We start from the raw sequence: 17,414 nt of genomic DNA, 5'->3' as shown, positions 1-17,414 counted from the left end.
CAGGAGTATTTCCTGCTGTTTTTTTTTGCCCTTGTGAGGTAGTTCACTTATTTCACATTCCGATTATCCTATAATAACAATGAAAAACAAAAAATAGTCTGCTTTGTTTTGACAAATGGCCGGGAGTGAGGCCGTCAAGGAGGCATCTTTAATGGGATTTAATAGAGATTTTAATAAAGCCCCTTTTATTGTTATCTGGGAATTAACAAGGGCATGCCAGCTAAAATGTCTGCATTGCCGTGCTGAAGCGCAGTATAGGAGAGACCCGCGGGAGCTTTCCTTTGAAGAAGGAAAGGCCCTAATTGACCAAATCAGGGAAATGAACAACCCTATGCTTGTGTTTACAGGTGGAGACCCATTAATGAGGCAGGATGTATTCAACATTGCCGATTATGCCGTGAAAAAGGGCTTGCGTGTCTCCATGACCCCCAGTGCGACACCAAATGTAACTAAAGAAGCAATTGAAAAAGCCAAACAGGTCGGCCTGGCTCGATGGGCATTTAGCCTTGATGGGCCAAATGCAGAAATTCACGACCATTTTAGGGGAACTTCAGGCTCCTTTGATTTAACGATTGAAAGGATAAAATATTTACACGAGCTTGAAATTCCGGTTCAGATTAATACAGTTATCTCGCGTTATAATATCGATTTTCTTGAGGAGATGGCCCAGGCTGTAGAAGAACTCAAATGTGTTCTTTGGAGTGTGTTCTTCCTCGTCCCAACAGGGAGAGGGCAGGAAAAAGATATGATCACACCGGTTGAGCATGAGAAGGTATTTACATGGCTTTATAATTTAAGCAAGAAGGTTTCCTTCGATATTAAGACCACTGCAGCCCAACATTACCGTCGAGTAGTCATTCAGCAAAAAATGAAGGAAGCAAAGGCTCAAAATGAGGATATTCACTATCTCAATGCACTTACACAGCAAGGGCTGACAGGTTCTATAGATGGTTTAGGAAGGGCGCCAAAGGGAGTAAATGATGGAAACGGCTTTGTATTCATTTCACACATTGGGGACGTTTATCCAAGCGGGCTGCTGCCTGTTAAAGCAGGGAATGTAAGGGAACAGCCGCTCGCTGAAATATACAGGGATTCACCTATTTTTAAAGATCTCAGAAATCCTGATAAATACAAAGGAAAATGCGGCCAATGTGAATTCCGTTATGTCTGCGGAGGATCAAGATCACGTGCATTTGCCATGACGGGAGATTATATGGAAAGTGAACCATTTTGTGTATATATTCCTAAGGCGCTTAGAAAGAAAACGGAAAAAGCATAAAAGGATACAGGGGTGCAGATTGACTGCACTCCTATTCAATGCTGCAGTATACGGCTGGGCAATTTTCACAGCCTATTTCATTTTTTAAGTATTGGAGATCATTAACTGTAATTTTTCCATTTATTATTGTAATAATGCCGTCCTTCTTCAGTTCACCCAGTATCCGATTGGTGCTTTCCCGGGAAGTGCCGCAGAAATTTCCAAGCTCCTGGTTCGTAAGGGGCAGATCAATGAGTATGCCGCCATTCACTTTTACTCCATAGCTGTTAGTCATTCTGATAAGAGTTGAATACAGGGCACCTTTTTTTCCATTAAGCACGAGGTCTCTGAATTTAGTTTGTGTATTGCGGAAATGGTCGCTCATCCATTTCATAAATTCATAGGCGAGAGTACTATTTTTAAAAATCTCTCTTTCCAGGACATCTTTTTTTATCACAGCTACTTCACCATCTTCCAGAACTAAAGCATTCAATAAATATTTTGGGTCACTGGTAAATAAGGTCAGCTCGCCAATGATTTCATTTTCTCCGCATAACCTGAAGGTGAGTTCCCTTCCATCTGCTGTTATCTTGCTGATTTGTATCTTGCCGGAAAGGATGATGTATAACTCATCAGCATCCATCCCTTCCTGAAAAATATAAGCTCCTTTCAGGGTTTTCATATGCCGGTCAGCGAAATGAAGAAGCTCTTTAATCTCAATGGAGTGTGTTTGTTTAATGGCTTTATGAGCCATGGGAATCCTCCTCATAAAACAACTGTCTTTTTTCACAATAATATCATTTGTATAGTGAAAACATGGCCGGCTTTTGTGTCTTTATTGTGGCATTTTCTATAGATATGGCTGAATGATAGCTAATAAGAAGCAATTCCCTATTAACATTGTATCGATTGTATGTTCTAATAGTAAAAGCCTTTAATTTGAGATACTGGGTTATTTCTGTTATTTTAAGGGAAAGGCTAAAATATACATCTGTATAGAAAGCTTAAACAAGTCACTCTTTATATGGAGTTGAACGGAATGGCTAAAACAATCGTTAAAGATAAATTAAATAGGCCTTTAAGAGACCTGAGAATTTCTGTTATTGACCGCTGTAATTTCCGCTGTCAATATTGCATGCCGGCAGAAATTTTCGGTCCTGATTTTGCTTTTCTTCCAAAAAGCGAGCTTCTCAGCTATGAAGAAATTGAAAGGCTGGCTAGAATTTTCGTAAGCCTTGGAGTGGAGAAGATCAGGTTGACAGGCGGGGAGCCCCTCATGAGAAAGGACATGCCTAAACTTGTCAAAATGCTATCAGACATTGAGGGATTAAAAGATATAGGACTGACCACGAATGGTGTCTTGCTTCCCAAACATGCGAAGGATTTAAAGGAAGCTGGATTGTTGAGGGTTAACATCAGTCTCGACAGTTTGGATGATGAGCTTTTTGGACAAATCAACGGACGCAATGTAGGTGTCAAGCCAGTCCTAAAAGGGATCGAAGCAGCAAAAGAAGCTGGACTTGGCGTGAAGATTAATATGGTTGTAAAAAAAGGCCTGAATGATTCTGAAATTGTTCCTATGGCTAAGTTCTGCAAGGATAATGGCTTACAGCTCCGTTTTATTGAATACATGGATGTCGGCAGCACAAACGGCTGGAAAATGGACGAGGTCGTTACGAAAAAAGAGATATATGACATCTTAAAGGAACATTATTTGCTGGAGCCGGTAGACCCGGATTATTTCGGAGAAGTGGCCAAGAGATACCGCTATAAAGACAGCGGTGTGGATGTCGGGTTTATTACATCTGTTTCTGAATCTTTCTGTTCAAGCTGCACTCGTTCAAGATTGTCAGCAAACGGCCAAATTTTCACGTGCCTATTTAATGGAGAAGGCCACGATATAAAGGAATTTATGAGAAAAGGCGCAACGGACGAAGAAATTACCGATCGGATTATCATGATTTGGAGCGGCAGAAAAGACAGATATTCAGACGAACGTACAGAGGAAACTGCTGCAAACAGGAAAAAGATTGAAATGTCCTATATTGGTGGATAAAGAAGCATGCTTTGCTGTGTCATGGGAAATGGCCATAGCAGGCAGGCTTTTATTTTTGCCGTTAACATAAAAACAATCTGCAGCCTGTAATGGCTGCAGATAAACAGGTTTAAATATATCGGGGGAATAGAATATTATTTTCCAGATGAACATGCATGAATGTCTGGCTTTCCAAATCTTCAAGGCGCTTATATACAAGACGGTAAGAACCGCATGCATCTGCTGGAGGAGTAAAATCAGCTGTAATCTCCCTCAATTCCTTTAAAATGGAACCTGCATGATCATGCTCCTTCTCAAGCTCCCGGATATAACTGATGATTTCTTCGCGATTCTTAACCTGAGGGTCTTCAAGCTTTAGCAGAAGCGGAAAAACTGACTCTTCTTCTTTGGAAGTATGTTCAAGAAGCTCGTGCTTCAATTCAAAGAATAATTGATGAACTTTAAGAAGCTCCTCATGGCTTTCACCATGAACTCTTGATACCTTTGTTACATATGGGCTTAATAGTGATAGTTCTTCTTCAAGAGGACGATGATACCGATAGATGACATGTTCAATAATGTCTTCTGAAGTACTGTCTGTCCAAACCTCTAAATCCTCGGTTGGGTTTTCCTTTTGAATGACTTCGTTTAATTCGTGAATTAAAACATCCATATCCGCTGACTGCTCTGAAACTGCACGCGCCAGCGGAATATTTCCGCCGCAGCAAAAATCAATGCGGTGACGTTTAAAAACATCGCTTGTCTTTGGAAATTCATTTACGATATCTTTTACCAGACGATCTTCTGAAATTTGTATAGCCATTGAAATTTCCTCCTTCTATCTTGTGAACTACCTAAAGAATAAACGATTATCTGCATCAACCTGGTGACGGACATCACACTTGCAGGCTTTTTATAAAATTTTTTGGTAAACCCAAAGGTATATGAAAACGGAAGTGTGACGATTGTCATGTTATGAATTTTCATGTACGTTTATAATAATCTAATTAGAAAAGTCCATAGGAGCTGATACCATGCTGGAAAAAAGAACTCCCATTCCTGTTGCTGAAGCAGTAAAAAAAGTCATGGCATATCATTTAAACGGGAGTGCAGAATGCATATCCATTAATGAAAGCAATGGCCGTTTTTTGGCAGAAGATTTAAAAGCGACACATGATGTCCCTCATTTTAATCGATCACCATATGATGGATTTGCTGTCCGATCTGCAGATACAAAGGAAGCTTCAATGGAAAATCCTGTCGTATTTGAGGTGGTAGACCACATTGGTGCGGGACACGTGACTTCTAAACAAATCGGCCCCTTCCAGGCTGTAAGAATCATGACAGGTGCGCAAATGCCTGAGGAGTGTGATGCTGTTGTAATGCTTGAACTGGCAAAAGCATATGAAGAAGATGGTAAGAAATTTATGTCCATTAAGCGCTCATATAAACCTGGAGACAATGTTTCCTTCAAGGGAGAAGATGCAAAAAAAGGAGATTCTTTAGTTAAGAAGGGGTCTAAGATCAATCCCGGAATTCAGGCCATTCTTGCAACCTTTGGTTATGCGGAAGTGCCTGTTGCCAAAAAGCCTGTTATTGGATTATTTGCAACAGGCACTGAACTATTGGAAGTCCACGAACCGCTGGAGCCGGGAAAAATCAGAAACAGCAATGCGCACATGATTAAAGCCCAAATTGAACGGGCAGGGGCGGAAGTTATTTATTATGGCAAGCTGCCTGACGAATTTAACACTTGTTTTAATGCTGTAAAAGATGCATTGGACGACGTGGATATGCTGATTACTACAGGCGGTGTATCCGTGGGTGATTTTGATTATCTGCCGGGAATTTATGAAAAGCTTCAGGCTGAGGTGCTTTTTAATAAAGTCGCCATGAGGCCAGGAAGTGTGACGACTGTTGCACAGTATGAAGGGAAGCTGCTGTTTGGACTTTCAGGAAATCCTTCTGCCTGCTATGTCGGCTTTGAGCTTTTTACAAGACCAATCATCCGAAAAATGCTTTTTTCTGAGAAACCGCATTTAAGGAAAGAAACGGCTGAGCTGGTCGCAGAATTTCCAAAAGCAAACCCATTTACACGATTTGTCAGGACATCTGTTAATTATTTGGAAGGACGGCTGGTGGCAGCACCAAGCGGAGTGGATAAATCAAACATTGTGATGAGTCTTGCCGGTGCGAATTCACTAATGATTCTGCCAGGCGGTACCAGGGGCTATGGCAAGGGGGACATCGTTGAGGTCCTATTGCTTGAGGACCATGAAGGAAGCGAATGGCCATGGTAAAGGAACCTGTTATCTTTCAGGTATCAGGCTATCAAAACAGCGGAAAAACAACTTTGATAAATAAATTAATTACAGGATTAAAAGAAAAGGGACTTTCTGTCATTACCATTAAACATCATGGCCATGGCGGCAAACCCGAAATCCCGGAAGGAAAGGATTCCAGCAGCCATATTGAATCAGGAGCTGCCGCTTCACTTGTTGAAGGGGGAGGCAGACTGCTTATGCATGCTGAAAAGAATAGCTGGAGCCTGGAGGAGCAAATTAAACTTGTACTGCACATGAAGCCGGATGTCGTGCTTATTGAAGGTCATAAAAAGGCATCATATTCTAAGGCACTCTTGCTTAGAAGTGATGAAGATATGCACCTTTTGAAGGAATTGACAAATATCTGTGCCGTTCTCATCTGGGATAATAAAGAAGTAAATGGAAATAATGTACCTCTTGAAGCCCCGTTTTTCGGTATTGGTGATCCCAAAGGCCCTGATTGGATTGTGGAGTTTTTAGTGAGCGAAAGAATGAAAAAAAATAGAAGCAAGAACAGCTCAATTTAATTTTGGGCTGTTTTTTTATTCTCTCAAAATTGAACGTTTTGTGGCGTTATGTGTGTCAGTGATAATCTTCACTTAAAATTTGCCGGGGAGATTATATATTAAAGACAGAAAGCAGCGGGGAGGTATTATAGATGAAGTTATTTATGCCGAAGCAGCATGGCGCCTGGGCTATGCTTATTCTGCCATTTTGGCTCGGAGCGGCTGCATCTGATATTATTTGGTCTCATATCCCGTTTTTTTTAGGTTGGATATTACTATATCTGGCCACATATCCGGGCCTTCTTCTTTTTAAAAGAAAAAGAATGGCTTTATATGCAAAATGGACGGCGATTTATCTTCTCCCGGCTATTTTGCTCCTTTTAATTCCTTTGCTGGATAGGCCGTCGATTATCATTTTCGGACTTCTTATGATTCCTTTTTTTATTATTAATGCGCTCTATTCTTCCAAAAACAGAGACAGAGCTTTAGGCAACGACTTTAGTGCTATCTGTGCCTTTTCAATAGCGGGTCTTGCGAGCAGCTATTTGCCGCATGGGGAAATATCAATGATGGCCTGGACTGTATTTACGGCATCTATTTTATTTTTTGCAGGAAGCACCTTTTATGTGAAATCCATGATAAGAGAAAAGAAAAATAGATCCTTTAAATGGATTTCCTGGATTTTTCATGCTGCGGTACCGATACTTTGGCTGCTGGCGGGAGGATGGATTATATCTGCTGCGTTTATTCCCAGCCTTTTCCGGTCGATTGCATTTTATGGGAGGTCATTTTCACCTAAAAAAATTGGCATTTATGAAATAGCTAATGCTTCGATATTCTTTTTAATGTTATTATTTTCCATACACACTTAAGAACCGGCTCTGAAAAGACCGGTTTTTTCAATTAATCCAGAAATGGTGAAAATAAATATTAGAAATCTTAAAAACTTCAGTAAAATAGGTTGCATTTTTTTTAACCAGTTTCTATAATAAGAGAAACATAAATTCATAAATATGTATATAAATGATTAAATATACAAGAGAGTGTGAAGGGAGCAGTTATGAACGTTTCAATTATCGGTACCACCGGTTATGGGGGAGCTGAATTGCTCCGTATCCTTAAGCAGCATCCGGAATTTAACATTAAATCTATTCATTCAACTAAAGATGATATTCCGATATGGCATGAATACCCGCATCTATACGGAATCTTAGAGAAGAATTTAGAGGGAATTGATTCAGCTCAAATAGCAGTTCAGTCTGATATTGTGTTCCTGGCTACGCCATCTGGAATATCGGGAAAACTTGCAGAAGATTTTTCAGGTAAAGACATTAAGATAATTGACTTATCCGGCGATCTTCGGATACCAGCTCAAGATTACATGAAGTGGTATAAACACACTCCTGCAAACGAAACGCTAGTTGAAAAAGCAGTGTATGGGCTTTCTGAATGGCATCATGATGAAATAGCATCAGCCGAAATCATATCCAATCCGGGGTGCTATCCAACAGCTGCTCTGCTAAGTCTTGCACCTGTTGTAAATGAAAATTTAATTAAGCCGGATAGCATTGTCATCGATGCAAAATCAGGAGTGTCCGGGGCAGGAAGGGCGCTTACAAGAAATGCGAGCTATGCGGAGGCAAATGAAAATATGCGGGTATATAAGGTGAACCAGCATCAACATACCCCTGAAATTGAACAGCAGCTGATGAGATGGAATTCGGCCTTAATGCCGATCACATTCACAACCCATCTTCTGCCGATAACAAGAGGCATTATGACAACCAGCTACGTTCAGCTGACCAGCGAATACACTTCTTCTCAGATTCTTGAACTCTATCAATCAGTTTATGAAAATCACCCATTTATTCGAATTCGGCCTGAAAATACATTCCCTTCTATCAAAGAAGTGGCTGGCTCTAATTTTTGCGACATAGGTGTCCATGCAGATTCCAGAACGGGCAGACTGACAATCGTTTCAGTGATTGACAATTTAATGAAGGGTGCTGCCGGTCAGGCTGTACAAAATGCTAATATAATGAGCGGATGTGATGAAACAGCCGGACTTGGATTTGTTCCGCTCTATCCATAAGGAGGAAAAGATAAATGCAATTAGTATCTCAAGCTGAAATAACCGAACTGCCAGCCGGAAGCATCATCACACCAAAAGGCTTTACAGCAGCTGGTGTCCATGCAGGACTGCGCTATTCCAAAAAGGACTTGGGAATTATATTAAGCGATACGCCTGCACAATGTGCAGCTGTCTATACCACAAGCCACTTTCAGGCGGCCCCTCTAAAAGTGACGAAGGAAAGCATTGCTGCAGAAGGGCTCATTCAGGCTGTTATTGTAAATAGTGCGTGTGCCAATGCCTGTACTGGGGATCAGGGGCTAAAAGATGCCTATCAAATGAGAAAGTCTGCTGCTGATCAGTTTAAATTGAAGGAACATCATGTGGCAGTTGCCTCTACGGGTGTCATTGGAGAATATATGCAGATGGATAAGATTGAAAAGGGCATTAAGATGCTGAAGCCCGGCAATGAAGCATTACACTCGGAGGATTTTCAAACAGCCATATTAACAACAGATTTAGTAATGAAAAAGTGCTGCTACTCGGCAGATATTGATGGAAAAAAAGTCACGATGGGCGGGTCGGCTAAGGGTTCAGGAATGATTCATCCCAATATGGCAACCATGCTTGCCTTTATTACAACAGATGCCAATATAGAAAGCTATGATTTGCAAATGGCCTTAAAACAGGTTACCGACCGAACGTTCAATCAGATAACCGTTGATGGGGATACTTCAACAAATGATATGGTAATGGTTATGGCTAATGGAGTCAGCTCTGCCAACAAACTTTCACCAAAGCACCCGGAGTGGGATGTATTTATACAGATGCTTTCCAAAACGTGTGAGAGTCTTGCCAAACAGATAGCCAAAGATGGAGAAGGAGCAACAAAGCTGATCGAGGTGGAGGTGTCGGGAACCAAAAACGATGATGAGGCAAGAATAATTGCCAAGCAAATTGTCGGCTCAAACCTTGTAAAGACTGCCATATATGGAGCTGATGCCAACTGGGGGAGAATCATAGGAGCAATCGGACAGAGCCAGCCGGCTATTAATCCGTCTTCGGTGGATATCGCAATCGGACCTATAGTCATGCTGAAAAATAGTGTTCCACTGGCATTTTCTGAAGAAGAAGCAAAAGAGTACTTATCAAATTCCGTCATTCAAATTACTGTAGATCTTCATCAGGGAGCAGGTAAAGGAAAAGCCTGGGGATGTGACTTATCCTATGATTATGTCAAAATCAATGCAAGCTACCGTACCTGAAGGGGATGACTTATGAAAAGTATAGTGATTAAATGCGGCGGCAGTGTAATGGAAGAATTGGGAGAAGCTTTTTTTGATAGTCTTTTAGTTTTAAAAAAAGAAGGATACCAGATTGTTTTTGTTCATGGAGGAGGACCGGCAATTAACAGCTTGCTGGGACTTTATAATATTCAGCATGAATTTGTAAACGGGCTTAGAAAGACGACTCCGGAAGTTCTGAAGGTGGCAGAGATGGTTTTGGCAGGACAATCCAACCGCAAACTTACTTCGATGCTCGAACAGCATGGCTTGAGGGGCTTTGGAGTAAACGGCAGCGATGCCGGATTGCTAAAGGCAGAATGTATCAATCAGAATGAGCTTGGGCTGGTGGGGGAAATTACCTCTGTTGATCAGTCAGTACTAAAAATGTTATTTAATGAAGACCTGGTACCTGTTATTACTCCTATTGCTGCTTCAGAAGGAGGCACGAAGTTAAATATAAATGCCGACTATGCCGCTGCAGCTGTTGCCAATGCCATTAAAGCTGAACATTGCATCTTTGTAACGGATGTAAGAGGCATTTATATTGACGGAAACCTGGCTCAGCAGCTGGACGGGAAAGAAATTGAACAGCATATTAACGATAAAAAAATCACCGGAGGAATGATTCCAAAAGTTACGTCGGCATTGAACCTGATCAGCAGCGGGCTTAACAGCGTAATGATTGTATCAGGTAAAGATAAGTTTTATGAGGATGGCATATGGATCGGGACGAACATATCTGCCAAGAAGGAGGTCTTAACTTGAGTAATTTATTTCCAACGTATGCACGGTGGGAAGTGGAGCCGGAAAAAGCAGAAGGAAGTTATCTTTACGATAAAAATGGGAAGCGCTATCTGGACTTCACATCAGGAATTGGAGTATGCAATCTTGGTCACCGTCCGGAAGCTGTTCAAAAATCAATTAATGAACAGCTGAATAAATTCTGGCATGTTTCCAATTTATTTATACAGGATCAGCAGGAGACTGCTGCTAAAGCTCTCTCTGAAGCTGCTGGCATGGACCTTGTGTTCTTTTCCAACAGCGGTGCGGAAGCAAATGAAGCAGCGATTAAACTTGCAAGAAAAGCAACCGGACGTGAAAAAATCATTACTTTTCAGCAATCATTCCATGGGAGGACCTTCGCAACTATGGCTGCTACCGGCCAGGATAAAATAAAAAACGGCTATGGGTCCATGCTGGAAACATTTAAATATGTTCCCTTTAATGATATTCATGCATTGAGAGATGAAATGGATTCAGAAACCGCCGCAGTTATGCTGGAAATTGTACAGGGTGAAGGCGGTATTCACATTGGGAATCAGGAGTTTCTTGCAGAAATTGAACATCTTTGCAAAGAATACGGTGCGCTCCTGATAATTGATGAAATACAGACCGGCATTGGCAGAACGGGCAAAGCCTTCGGATTTCAGCATTTTAATCTAACTCCCGATATCGTAACCGCCGCTAAAGGACTGGGCAGCGGAATGCCTATCGGCGCGGTGATTGGAAAAAGAACATTAGAAGAGGTATTTGGACCAGGAAGCCATGGATCAACATTCGGCGGAAACCCGATCAGCATTGCAGCTGCTATTGCAACAATGAAGACAATATTTGATGATGACTTTTTACATGCTGTACAGGAAAAAAGTGCTTTACTTGCTGACAAATTGGCCGAATCGCTTGAACAGATACCAGCTGTTAAGGAAATTCGAAATCTTGGTTTGATGACTGGTATTGAATCTGATATTCCCCTTCCATCTTTGTTAAAAGAGTTAAGAAATAATGGTTTGCTGGCATTGCCTGCAGGAGATAATGTTTTACGGCTGCTTCCTCCCTTGACAGCCTCAAAATCTGAAATAGATACAGCGGTGCAAATTCTGCAATCCACATTTAAGGAATTATCAAAGTCAGCTGTTTAAGCTGTATTATTTTTCATATGAATGAATAAAAATTAATAAATTTATATAAATATACAGATAGCATCGAGGTGTTGAGAATGGAAGGATATCTTCATTTAAATAGCGGCCATTCCTATAAGGGCCAATGGCTGACGGATCAGCCTGAAAAGGATATAGAAGGGGAAATCGTTTTTTTTACAGGAATGACAGGTTATCAGGAAGTATTGACCGATCCTTCTTATAAAGACCAAATTATTGTATTCACATACCCTTTAATCGGAAATTACGGAATTAATGAATTCGATTTTGAGAGCAAAAAGCCTCATGCTGCTGGTGTTATTGTTTATGAAGGGAGCAGAAATCCATCACATTATAAATCCGCTTATTCACTTCAGGAATATTTGCAAAAATGGGATATTCCATTATTAGGGCATGTGGATACCCGCTCCATAGTAAAGAAAATCCGTTCCGAAGGCAGTATGCCGGCAAAAATGACCACCTCAAAAACAGCAGCTGCCGGATTGCTGCTGCCGAAGGATGATAAAGTCTGTAAAGTCTCATCCCAAGCTATAGAGAGCTTTGGAGAAGGAAACATTCATATAGTTGTCTATGATTTTGGTGCAAAAAAATCTATTGTGGACTCCCTGCTGAAAAGAGCGTGCAAGATTACATCAGTTCCTTACAATACAAGCTTCGCACAGATAAAAAATCTCAGCCCAGATGGTGTGGTGCTCTCAAACGGACCTGGAGATCCAAAAGAATTAATAAACATACTCCCGGAACTAAAAAAGGTGCTGGAGGTGTATCCGGCATTAGGAATTTGCCTTGGTCATCAGCTGGCAGCTTTAGCATTTGGAGGCAATACAAAGAAACTGTCATTTGGCCATAGGGGTGCCAACCACCCGATTGCTGATATGAAGAAGGGCACTGTCTTTATGTCATCACAAAATCACAGTTATGTGGTTGATGAAGAAAGCATCAAGGATACAGGGTTTAAAACACGTTATGTAAATCTTCATGACCAGTCAATTGAGGGACTTATGCATAAGGTCCTGCCAATCCATACGGTGCAGTTTCATCCGGAAGCTCGTCCGGGACCTGCGGATGGCGATTATATTTTTGATGAGTTTATGAACATGATTCAAGAGGAGAATAGGAGAGTTTTCGCTTATGCCTAAAGACACCAGCATCCAATCCATATTAGTTATTGGCTCAGGCCCGATTGTCATCGGGCAGGCAGCAGAATTTGATTATGCAGGAACACAGGCCTGCGCAGCATTAAAGGAAGAAGGTTATAAGGTTATTCTTGTTAATAACAACCCGGCTACCATCATGTCAGACAAAGCCTTTGCTGATCAAGTCTATTTCGAGCCAATGACTGCTGACAGCCTTGAAAAGATTATTAAGAAAGAACGTCCAGATGGCCTGCTTGCCACATTGGGAGGACAGACTGGATTGAATCTTGCTTTTAAATTGAGTGAATCAGGTGTGCTTGAACGGTATGGAGTGAAGCTTTTGGGCAGCAGTATTGAGTCCATTAAGAAAGGCGAAGACCGGGAAGCCTTTCGAAAACTGATGAACGAGCTTAACGAGCCTGTTCCTGAAAGCATTATTGTCCATGAAGTGGAAGAAGCTGTTCAATTTGCCCATGAAATTGGATTCCCCATTATCGTACGTCCAGCCTATACCCTTGGCGGAACAGGCGGGGGAATTGCAGGAGATTTTGATGAACTGACTTCTCTGGTGAAGGGAGGATTAAAAGAGAGTGCGATAAGCCAATGCCTGGTTGAGAAAAGCATAGCAGGATTTAAGGAAGTTGAGTACGAGGTTATGCGGGATTCACAGAATACGTGCATTACGATTTGCAATATGGAAAATATTGATCCCGTGGGAATTCATACCGGTGATTCAATTGTTGTCGCACCTTCCCAGACTTTAACTGATGATGAGTACCAGATGCTCCGGACGGCATCCATTAAAATCATTTCAGAACTGGGCATTATTGGAGGCTGCAACATTCAATTCGCCCTGGATCCGCATAGCAGAAATTATTACTTGATTGAAGTAAATCCAAGAGTCAGCAGGTCATCTGCCCTTGCTTCCAAAGCAACAGGCTATCCAATTGCCAGAATGGCAGCAAAGCTTGCAGTCGGGTATAACTTATCGGAGATCATTAATCCTGTAACAGGAGACACTTTCGCAAGCTTTGAACCAGCTCTTGATTATGTCATTGTTAAATTTCCAAAATGGCCTTTTGATAAATTTCCTTCTGCAGACCGCAGGCTCGGAACACAAATGAAAGCTACCGGTGAGGTAATGGGGATTGACCGGAATCTGGAGCGGGCTCTTTTAAAAGCCATTCATTCACTTGAAGTGAAGGGATATGATTTAAAATCCCCCGGCTTATCAGCTAAATCGATTGCTTCACTTGAGGAACTGCTGTTAAAGCAAACCGATGAGAGATTTTTTACCGTGATTGAATTACTCCGGAGAAATTACTCATTGGAAGATTTGCATACCATCACAAAAATAGATTATTTCTATCTCAATACACTTAATGAAATGGTAAAGATGGAAAGACAAATTGCTTCCTTAACACTTGATGAAGCAACAAAAGAGGAACTGCAGCTTTTTAAAGAAAAGGGCTTCAGTGATAAGTTTCTTGCATTGGAATGGAAAGTGTCGGAGAAAGCAGTCAGGGAAAAACGGAAAGAAGCAGGCATTCTTCCTGCTTATAAAATGGTTGACACCTGTGCAGCTGAATTCGAAGCACAATCTAATTATTACTATTCCAGTTATTTTGGCGAAAATGAACAGGTGAAGAGTGATAAGAAAAAAGTTCTGATTATCGGAAGCGGCCCCATCAGGATTGGCCAGGGCATTGAATTTGATTATTGCTCCGTCCAAGGAGTCTTTGCGTTAAAGGATGAAGGCGTAGAGACAATCATGATCAACAATAATCCTGAAACGGTTAGTACGGATTATACAACAGCTGATAGACTTTATTTTGAACCGCTGATTCTTGAGGATATTCTGAATGTGATTGAAGCAGAAGGTATTTCAGAAGCCATTGTGCAGCTTGGAGGGCAGACAGCCCTGAATCTTGCGTCGGAACTGGAGGATTGTGGAGTTACCCTGCTCGGAACGGACTCAAAGACCATTGATGCATTAGAGGACCGCAAGCTCTTTTATCAGTTATTGGATGATTTAAATATCCCGAGGATAAAAGGTGATGTCGTCCACACAGAAGCAGAGTTAAAAGCAGCAGCCAAAAAGATTGGATTCCCGATTTTGGTCCGCCCATCGTATGTTATAGGCGGCAGAGGAATGGAACGTATTTCTTCTTCGTTCGAGCTGGAGCGCTATTTAAAGAAGGGGGATATCCCTTATCCTATATTAATTGATCAATTCGTCCATGCATTAGAAGCTGAACTTGATCTGGCAGCAGACGGAAACTATATCTGTGCACCTGCAATTATGGAGCATATTGAAAAAACTGGAGTGCACTCAGGAGACAGCATGTCAGTTCTCCCGCCTCAAAGTCTTTCAGAACAAGTAAAGAATAAAATGCTGGCCTATGCAAAAGCAATTGTGCAAAAGCTTCATTATAAAGGCCTTATGAATATTCAATTTATCGTGAATGGTGAAGAGGTATTAATACTGGAAATTAACCCGCGTGCAAGCAGAACGGTCCCTATTATCAGCAAGGTCACAGGCGTGCAGCTGGTGGAGATTGCGACAAAAATATTGCTTGGGAAATATAAATTGTCGAAAGATGAAATTCCGGCAGCAGGGAAACTCCCATTTGTATGTGTGAAATTCCCGGTCTTCTCGAATTATGCACTAAAGGGATTGGACAGCAAAGTGGGTCCTGAAATGAAATCTACAGGTGAGGGCATTTCGCTGGCACCAAATTATGAGGAAGCTGTCAGAAAGTCCTTCCATGCCAGCTTGAATGGTGTTAAGGGCAAATGTATTGTAATAGCAAATTCTTCAAATACAGACGAATTAACACATTATATTAATCAGGTGAAAGCTGTGCCGGTTCTTCTGACTCAAGACAATATGGACTGGAGTGCTCAGGAAACCTTTGCTTTATATAATCCCGGAATGAGTGAAGCAGATAAAAAAATGAGAGAAATGGGAACAAAAAACAGAATTTTGACTTTCAGTGAGAAGGAAACGCTTATTGCCTTATTAAAATCGATGACAGCAGGCGAGTGGGATGTTAATTCCATTGAAGATTGGCAGGGCGCAAAACATAATATGGGAGAAAAGGAAGTGGGCGTTATATGATTTCAATTCAGGAAGCGAAAAAGGGCTTAAATATAAAAGGAAAGGACCTTCTAACACTTGCCGACTTTACTGCAGACGAAATAAAGGGACTTTTGGAAAAAGCAAAGCAATTAAAGGAAGCTCATCTGCAAGGGGCAGAAACTTCTATCCTAAAAGGCAAAATTCTTGGCATGATTTTTGAAAAGTCATCTACCCGCACTAGAGTTTCCTTTGAAGCTGGAATGCTGCAGCTTGGGGGGCATGCCTTATATTTAAATAGCCAGGATCTGCAGCTTGGAAGAGGAGAAAGCATTGCGGATACAGCTAAAGTGCTTTCACAGTACGTTGATGCAATTATGATCCGAACGTTCTCCCATGATAAGATCCAGGAACTCGCATATCATGCAGACATTCCGGTTATTAACGGCCTAACAGATCTATATCATCCATGCCAGGCTCTTGCCGATCTCCTTACACTCGAAGAGAAAAATGGAGAGTTAAAAGGACAAAATCTGGTATATGTAGGTGATGGCAATAATGTGGCACATTCTCTAATGATTGCTTCTGCCAAGATGGGGGTAAATATCACGATTGCCTGTCCTGAAGGGTATGAGCCTGACCAAGGTGTGCTTAACCAATCATTGGAGTTTGCTGAATTAAGCGGTTCAAAGGTAATCATCACATCCAAACCTGAAGAAGCCTCTGCTAATGCTGATGCCATCTATACAGATGTATGGACGAGCATGGGCCAGGAAGCTGAAAATGACAAAAGGCTCAAAGACTTTGCTGATTTTCAGGTTAATGAATATCTTGTCCAAAAAGCCAAAAAAGATTATGTCTTTTTGCATTGTCTCCCTGCCCATCGCGGTGAGGAAGTTACAGCGGAGGTCATTGATGGAAAAAACTCTGCCGTGTTTCAGCAGGCTGGAAACAGACTTCACGTACAAAAAGCCATTCTTTCAGAGATATTATAATAATGAACAAGGCCTTCTCAGTTGTTGAGAAGGCCTTGTTAGTAAGATGAGAATAACACAAGAGGTCCAAAAGCATAACAATAAATCACAAAAATACTTCAGGATGACTTATCCATAATATTTACAATCCATTTCAGTGAAATGGGCGAAAAAGGCTGTGGTATACGTCAAGGCCTATTCAGGTTAGGATCCTATGCATCACCGCTTTGTATCAGCCTCACAATATACCCTATATAAGCCCGAATAAATGCTGGGCAATTTCCTGTGCCGGGTAGAAAAAGGATAGGCTCAGTAAGTTCCTGAATTTATCCCCAAATTCAGTATTTAGGAATGTCAGAAAATCAGCCGCAAATAAACCCGCACAATCCCTCCGTTTCAAATAAACATGAAGGCAGAATTCTTTTTCCATGCTTTAAATGACTGCCAATAGTTTCCCTCATGAGAGATGCAAGAGTGGAAATAATAATAAGTGATTTACGATTAAAGGAGGTATTGGGCATGGGGCAAAATAGACAATTTAAGCCTGGCCAGAAAGCGCCTAATAATGGAATTTATATAGAAATTGGCGAAACGGGAAGCAACGTCAATAATCCGCAAATGCTTAAAATGAGAGCTGGAGATCAATTCCCGGAAACATCCAATCATAACCGCATTTGGACATATAAAAGAAAGCCCTGATTCTGATTAATTAACTGGAAAATGGGGAAATAAGAAATAGAGCCATCCCATTTGCGGATGGCTTTTTGGATATGGTAATAGCTGAAAACTTTACATATGAAAAGATTGA

General features: G+C 41.3%; 15 protein-coding genes. 13 read left to right on the top strand and 2 right to left on the bottom strand.

The genetic code is table 11. From position 1 onward, the window contains the following. Positions 1 to 151: 151 nt before the first annotated feature. Positions 152 to 1,279 carry a TIGR04053 family radical SAM/SPASM domain-containing protein gene (locus AC6CHU_RS13580; protein ID WP_159868866.1) on the top strand — a complete coding sequence of 376 codons (1,128 nt, stop codon included), beginning with the start codon at positions 152 to 154 and terminating at the stop codon, positions 1,277 to 1,279. A gap of 31 nt (positions 1,280 to 1,310) precedes the next feature. Here the strand turns inward: AC6CHU_RS13580 and AC6CHU_RS13575 are convergent, their stop codons facing one another. Beyond that, positions 1,311 to 2,012, bottom strand: a complete 702-nt coding sequence (locus tag AC6CHU_RS13575) for a Crp/Fnr family transcriptional regulator (RefSeq protein ID WP_251283053.1) — start codon at positions 2,010 to 2,012, stop codon at positions 1,311 to 1,313. A gap of 285 nt (positions 2,013 to 2,297) precedes the next feature. Between AC6CHU_RS13575 and moaA the strand changes: the two genes are divergently transcribed. Beyond that, a complete protein-coding gene (gene moaA, locus AC6CHU_RS13570; RefSeq protein ID WP_159868856.1) occupies positions 2,298 to 3,314 on the top strand; it encodes a GTP 3',8-cyclase MoaA in 1,017 nt (338 codons plus the stop codon). Positions 3,315 to 3,423: 109 nt separating this feature from the next. Here the strand turns inward: moaA and ric are convergent, their stop codons facing one another. Further along, entirely contained in the window at positions 3,424 to 4,116 is a 693-nt protein-coding gene (gene ric, locus AC6CHU_RS13565; protein ID WP_159868853.1) for an iron-sulfur cluster repair di-iron protein, read from the bottom strand. A gap of 211 nt (positions 4,117 to 4,327) precedes the next feature. Here ric and AC6CHU_RS13560 point away from each other — a divergent pair, with 211 nt between their 5' ends. From AC6CHU_RS13560 to AC6CHU_RS13510, 11 genes are all read left to right on the top strand, one after another. Continuing rightward, positions 4,328 to 5,593, top strand: a complete 1,266-nt coding sequence (locus AC6CHU_RS13560) for a molybdopterin molybdotransferase MoeA (protein ID WP_159868850.1) — start codon at positions 4,328 to 4,330, stop codon at positions 5,591 to 5,593. Continuing rightward, positions 5,587 to 6,144, top strand: coding sequence for a molybdopterin-guanine dinucleotide biosynthesis protein B (mobB, locus tag AC6CHU_RS13555; protein ID WP_251283055.1), 558 nt, complete (start codon positions 5,587 to 5,589; stop codon positions 6,142 to 6,144). Before AC6CHU_RS13560 ends, mobB begins: the two co-directional genes overlap by 7 nt. Before the next feature lie 131 nt (positions 6,145 to 6,275). Continuing rightward, positions 6,276 to 6,995 (top strand): YwiC-like family protein, encoded by a 720-nt coding sequence (locus AC6CHU_RS13550; protein ID WP_159868844.1) that lies wholly within the window; start codon positions 6,276 to 6,278, stop codon positions 6,993 to 6,995. Between the two features lie 188 nt (positions 6,996 to 7,183). Further along, on the top strand, positions 7,184 to 8,215 hold the full coding sequence (gene argC, locus AC6CHU_RS13545; RefSeq protein ID WP_498122048.1) for an N-acetyl-gamma-glutamyl-phosphate reductase: 1,032 nt from the start codon (positions 7,184 to 7,186) through the stop codon (positions 8,213 to 8,215). Positions 8,216 to 8,229: 14 nt separating this feature from the next. After that, positions 8,230 to 9,459, top strand: a complete 1,230-nt coding sequence (gene argJ / locus AC6CHU_RS13540) for a bifunctional ornithine acetyltransferase/N-acetylglutamate synthase (RefSeq protein ID WP_251283056.1) — start codon at positions 8,230 to 8,232, stop codon at positions 9,457 to 9,459. A gap of 12 nt (positions 9,460 to 9,471) precedes the next feature. Further along, a complete protein-coding gene (gene argB, locus AC6CHU_RS13535) occupies positions 9,472 to 10,245 on the top strand; it encodes an acetylglutamate kinase (protein WP_159868835.1) in 774 nt (257 codons plus the stop codon). Next, positions 10,242 to 11,399 (top strand): acetylornithine transaminase, encoded by a 1,158-nt coding sequence (argD, locus tag AC6CHU_RS13530; protein ID WP_159868832.1) that lies wholly within the window; start codon positions 10,242 to 10,244, stop codon positions 11,397 to 11,399. Before argB ends, argD begins: the two co-directional genes overlap by 4 nt. A gap of 77 nt (positions 11,400 to 11,476) precedes the next feature. Next, positions 11,477 to 12,556, top strand: a complete 1,080-nt coding sequence (locus AC6CHU_RS13525) for a carbamoyl phosphate synthase small subunit (protein ID WP_159868829.1) — start codon at positions 11,477 to 11,479, stop codon at positions 12,554 to 12,556. Further along, on the top strand, positions 12,549 to 15,674 hold the full coding sequence (gene carB, locus AC6CHU_RS13520; RefSeq protein WP_251283057.1) for a carbamoyl-phosphate synthase (glutamine-hydrolyzing) large subunit: 3,126 nt from the start codon (positions 12,549 to 12,551) through the stop codon (positions 15,672 to 15,674). Before AC6CHU_RS13525 ends, carB begins: the two co-directional genes overlap by 8 nt. Continuing rightward, positions 15,671 to 16,627, top strand: a complete 957-nt coding sequence (argF, locus tag AC6CHU_RS13515; protein ID WP_251283058.1) for an ornithine carbamoyltransferase — start codon at positions 15,671 to 15,673, stop codon at positions 16,625 to 16,627. The genes carB and argF overlap by 4 nt, the downstream gene beginning before the upstream one ends. Positions 16,628 to 17,125: 498 nt before the next feature. Further along, entirely contained in the window at positions 17,126 to 17,305 is a 180-nt protein-coding gene (locus AC6CHU_RS13510; protein WP_048010977.1) for a YjzC family protein, read from the top strand. Positions 17,306 to 17,414 lie beyond the last annotated feature (109 nt).

This window comes from Cytobacillus sp. GQ23 (assembly GCF_059758675.1).
The sequence above is the reverse complement of the archived record's forward strand: the minus strand, read 5'-3'. Positions and strand labels throughout refer to the sequence as shown.

What these genes read in the sequence shown, in the direction of transcription:
- AC6CHU_RS13560 (WP_159868850.1), top strand. Translation starts at nt 4,328, where the DNA reads ATGCTGGAAAAAAGAACTCCCATTCCTGTTGCTGAAGCAGTAAAAAAA.
- argC (WP_498122048.1), top strand. Translation starts at nt 7,184, where the DNA reads ATGAACGTTTCAATTATCGGTACCACCGGTTATGGGGGAGCTGAATTG.
- argJ (WP_251283056.1), top strand. Translation starts at nt 8,230, where the DNA reads ATGCAATTAGTATCTCAAGCTGAAATAACCGAACTGCCAGCCGGAAGC.
- argF (WP_251283058.1), top strand. Translation starts at nt 15,671, where the DNA reads ATGATTTCAATTCAGGAAGCGAAAAAGGGCTTAAATATAAAAGGAAAG.
- AC6CHU_RS13580 (WP_159868866.1), top strand. Translation starts at nt 152, where the DNA reads ATGGGATTTAATAGAGATTTTAATAAAGCCCCTTTTATTGTTATCTGG.
- AC6CHU_RS13510 (WP_048010977.1), top strand. Translation starts at nt 17,126, where the DNA reads ATGGGGCAAAATAGACAATTTAAGCCTGGCCAGAAAGCGCCTAATAAT.
- ric (WP_159868853.1), bottom strand. Translation starts at nt 4,116, where the DNA reads ATGGCTATACAAATTTCAGAAGATCGTCTGGTAAAAGATATCGTAAAT.
- AC6CHU_RS13575 (WP_251283053.1), bottom strand. Translation starts at nt 2,012, where the DNA reads ATGGCTCATAAAGCCATTAAACAAACACACTCCATTGAGATTAAAGAG.
- mobB (WP_251283055.1), top strand. Translation starts at nt 5,587, where the DNA reads ATGGTAAAGGAACCTGTTATCTTTCAGGTATCAGGCTATCAAAACAGC.
- AC6CHU_RS13525 (WP_159868829.1), top strand. Translation starts at nt 11,477, where the DNA reads ATGGAAGGATATCTTCATTTAAATAGCGGCCATTCCTATAAGGGCCAA.
- carB (WP_251283057.1), top strand. Translation starts at nt 12,549, where the DNA reads ATGCCTAAAGACACCAGCATCCAATCCATATTAGTTATTGGCTCAGGC.
- argB (WP_159868835.1), top strand. Translation starts at nt 9,472, where the DNA reads ATGAAAAGTATAGTGATTAAATGCGGCGGCAGTGTAATGGAAGAATTG.
- moaA (WP_159868856.1), top strand. Translation starts at nt 2,298, where the DNA reads ATGGCTAAAACAATCGTTAAAGATAAATTAAATAGGCCTTTAAGAGAC.
- AC6CHU_RS13550 (WP_159868844.1), top strand. Translation starts at nt 6,276, where the DNA reads ATGAAGTTATTTATGCCGAAGCAGCATGGCGCCTGGGCTATGCTTATT.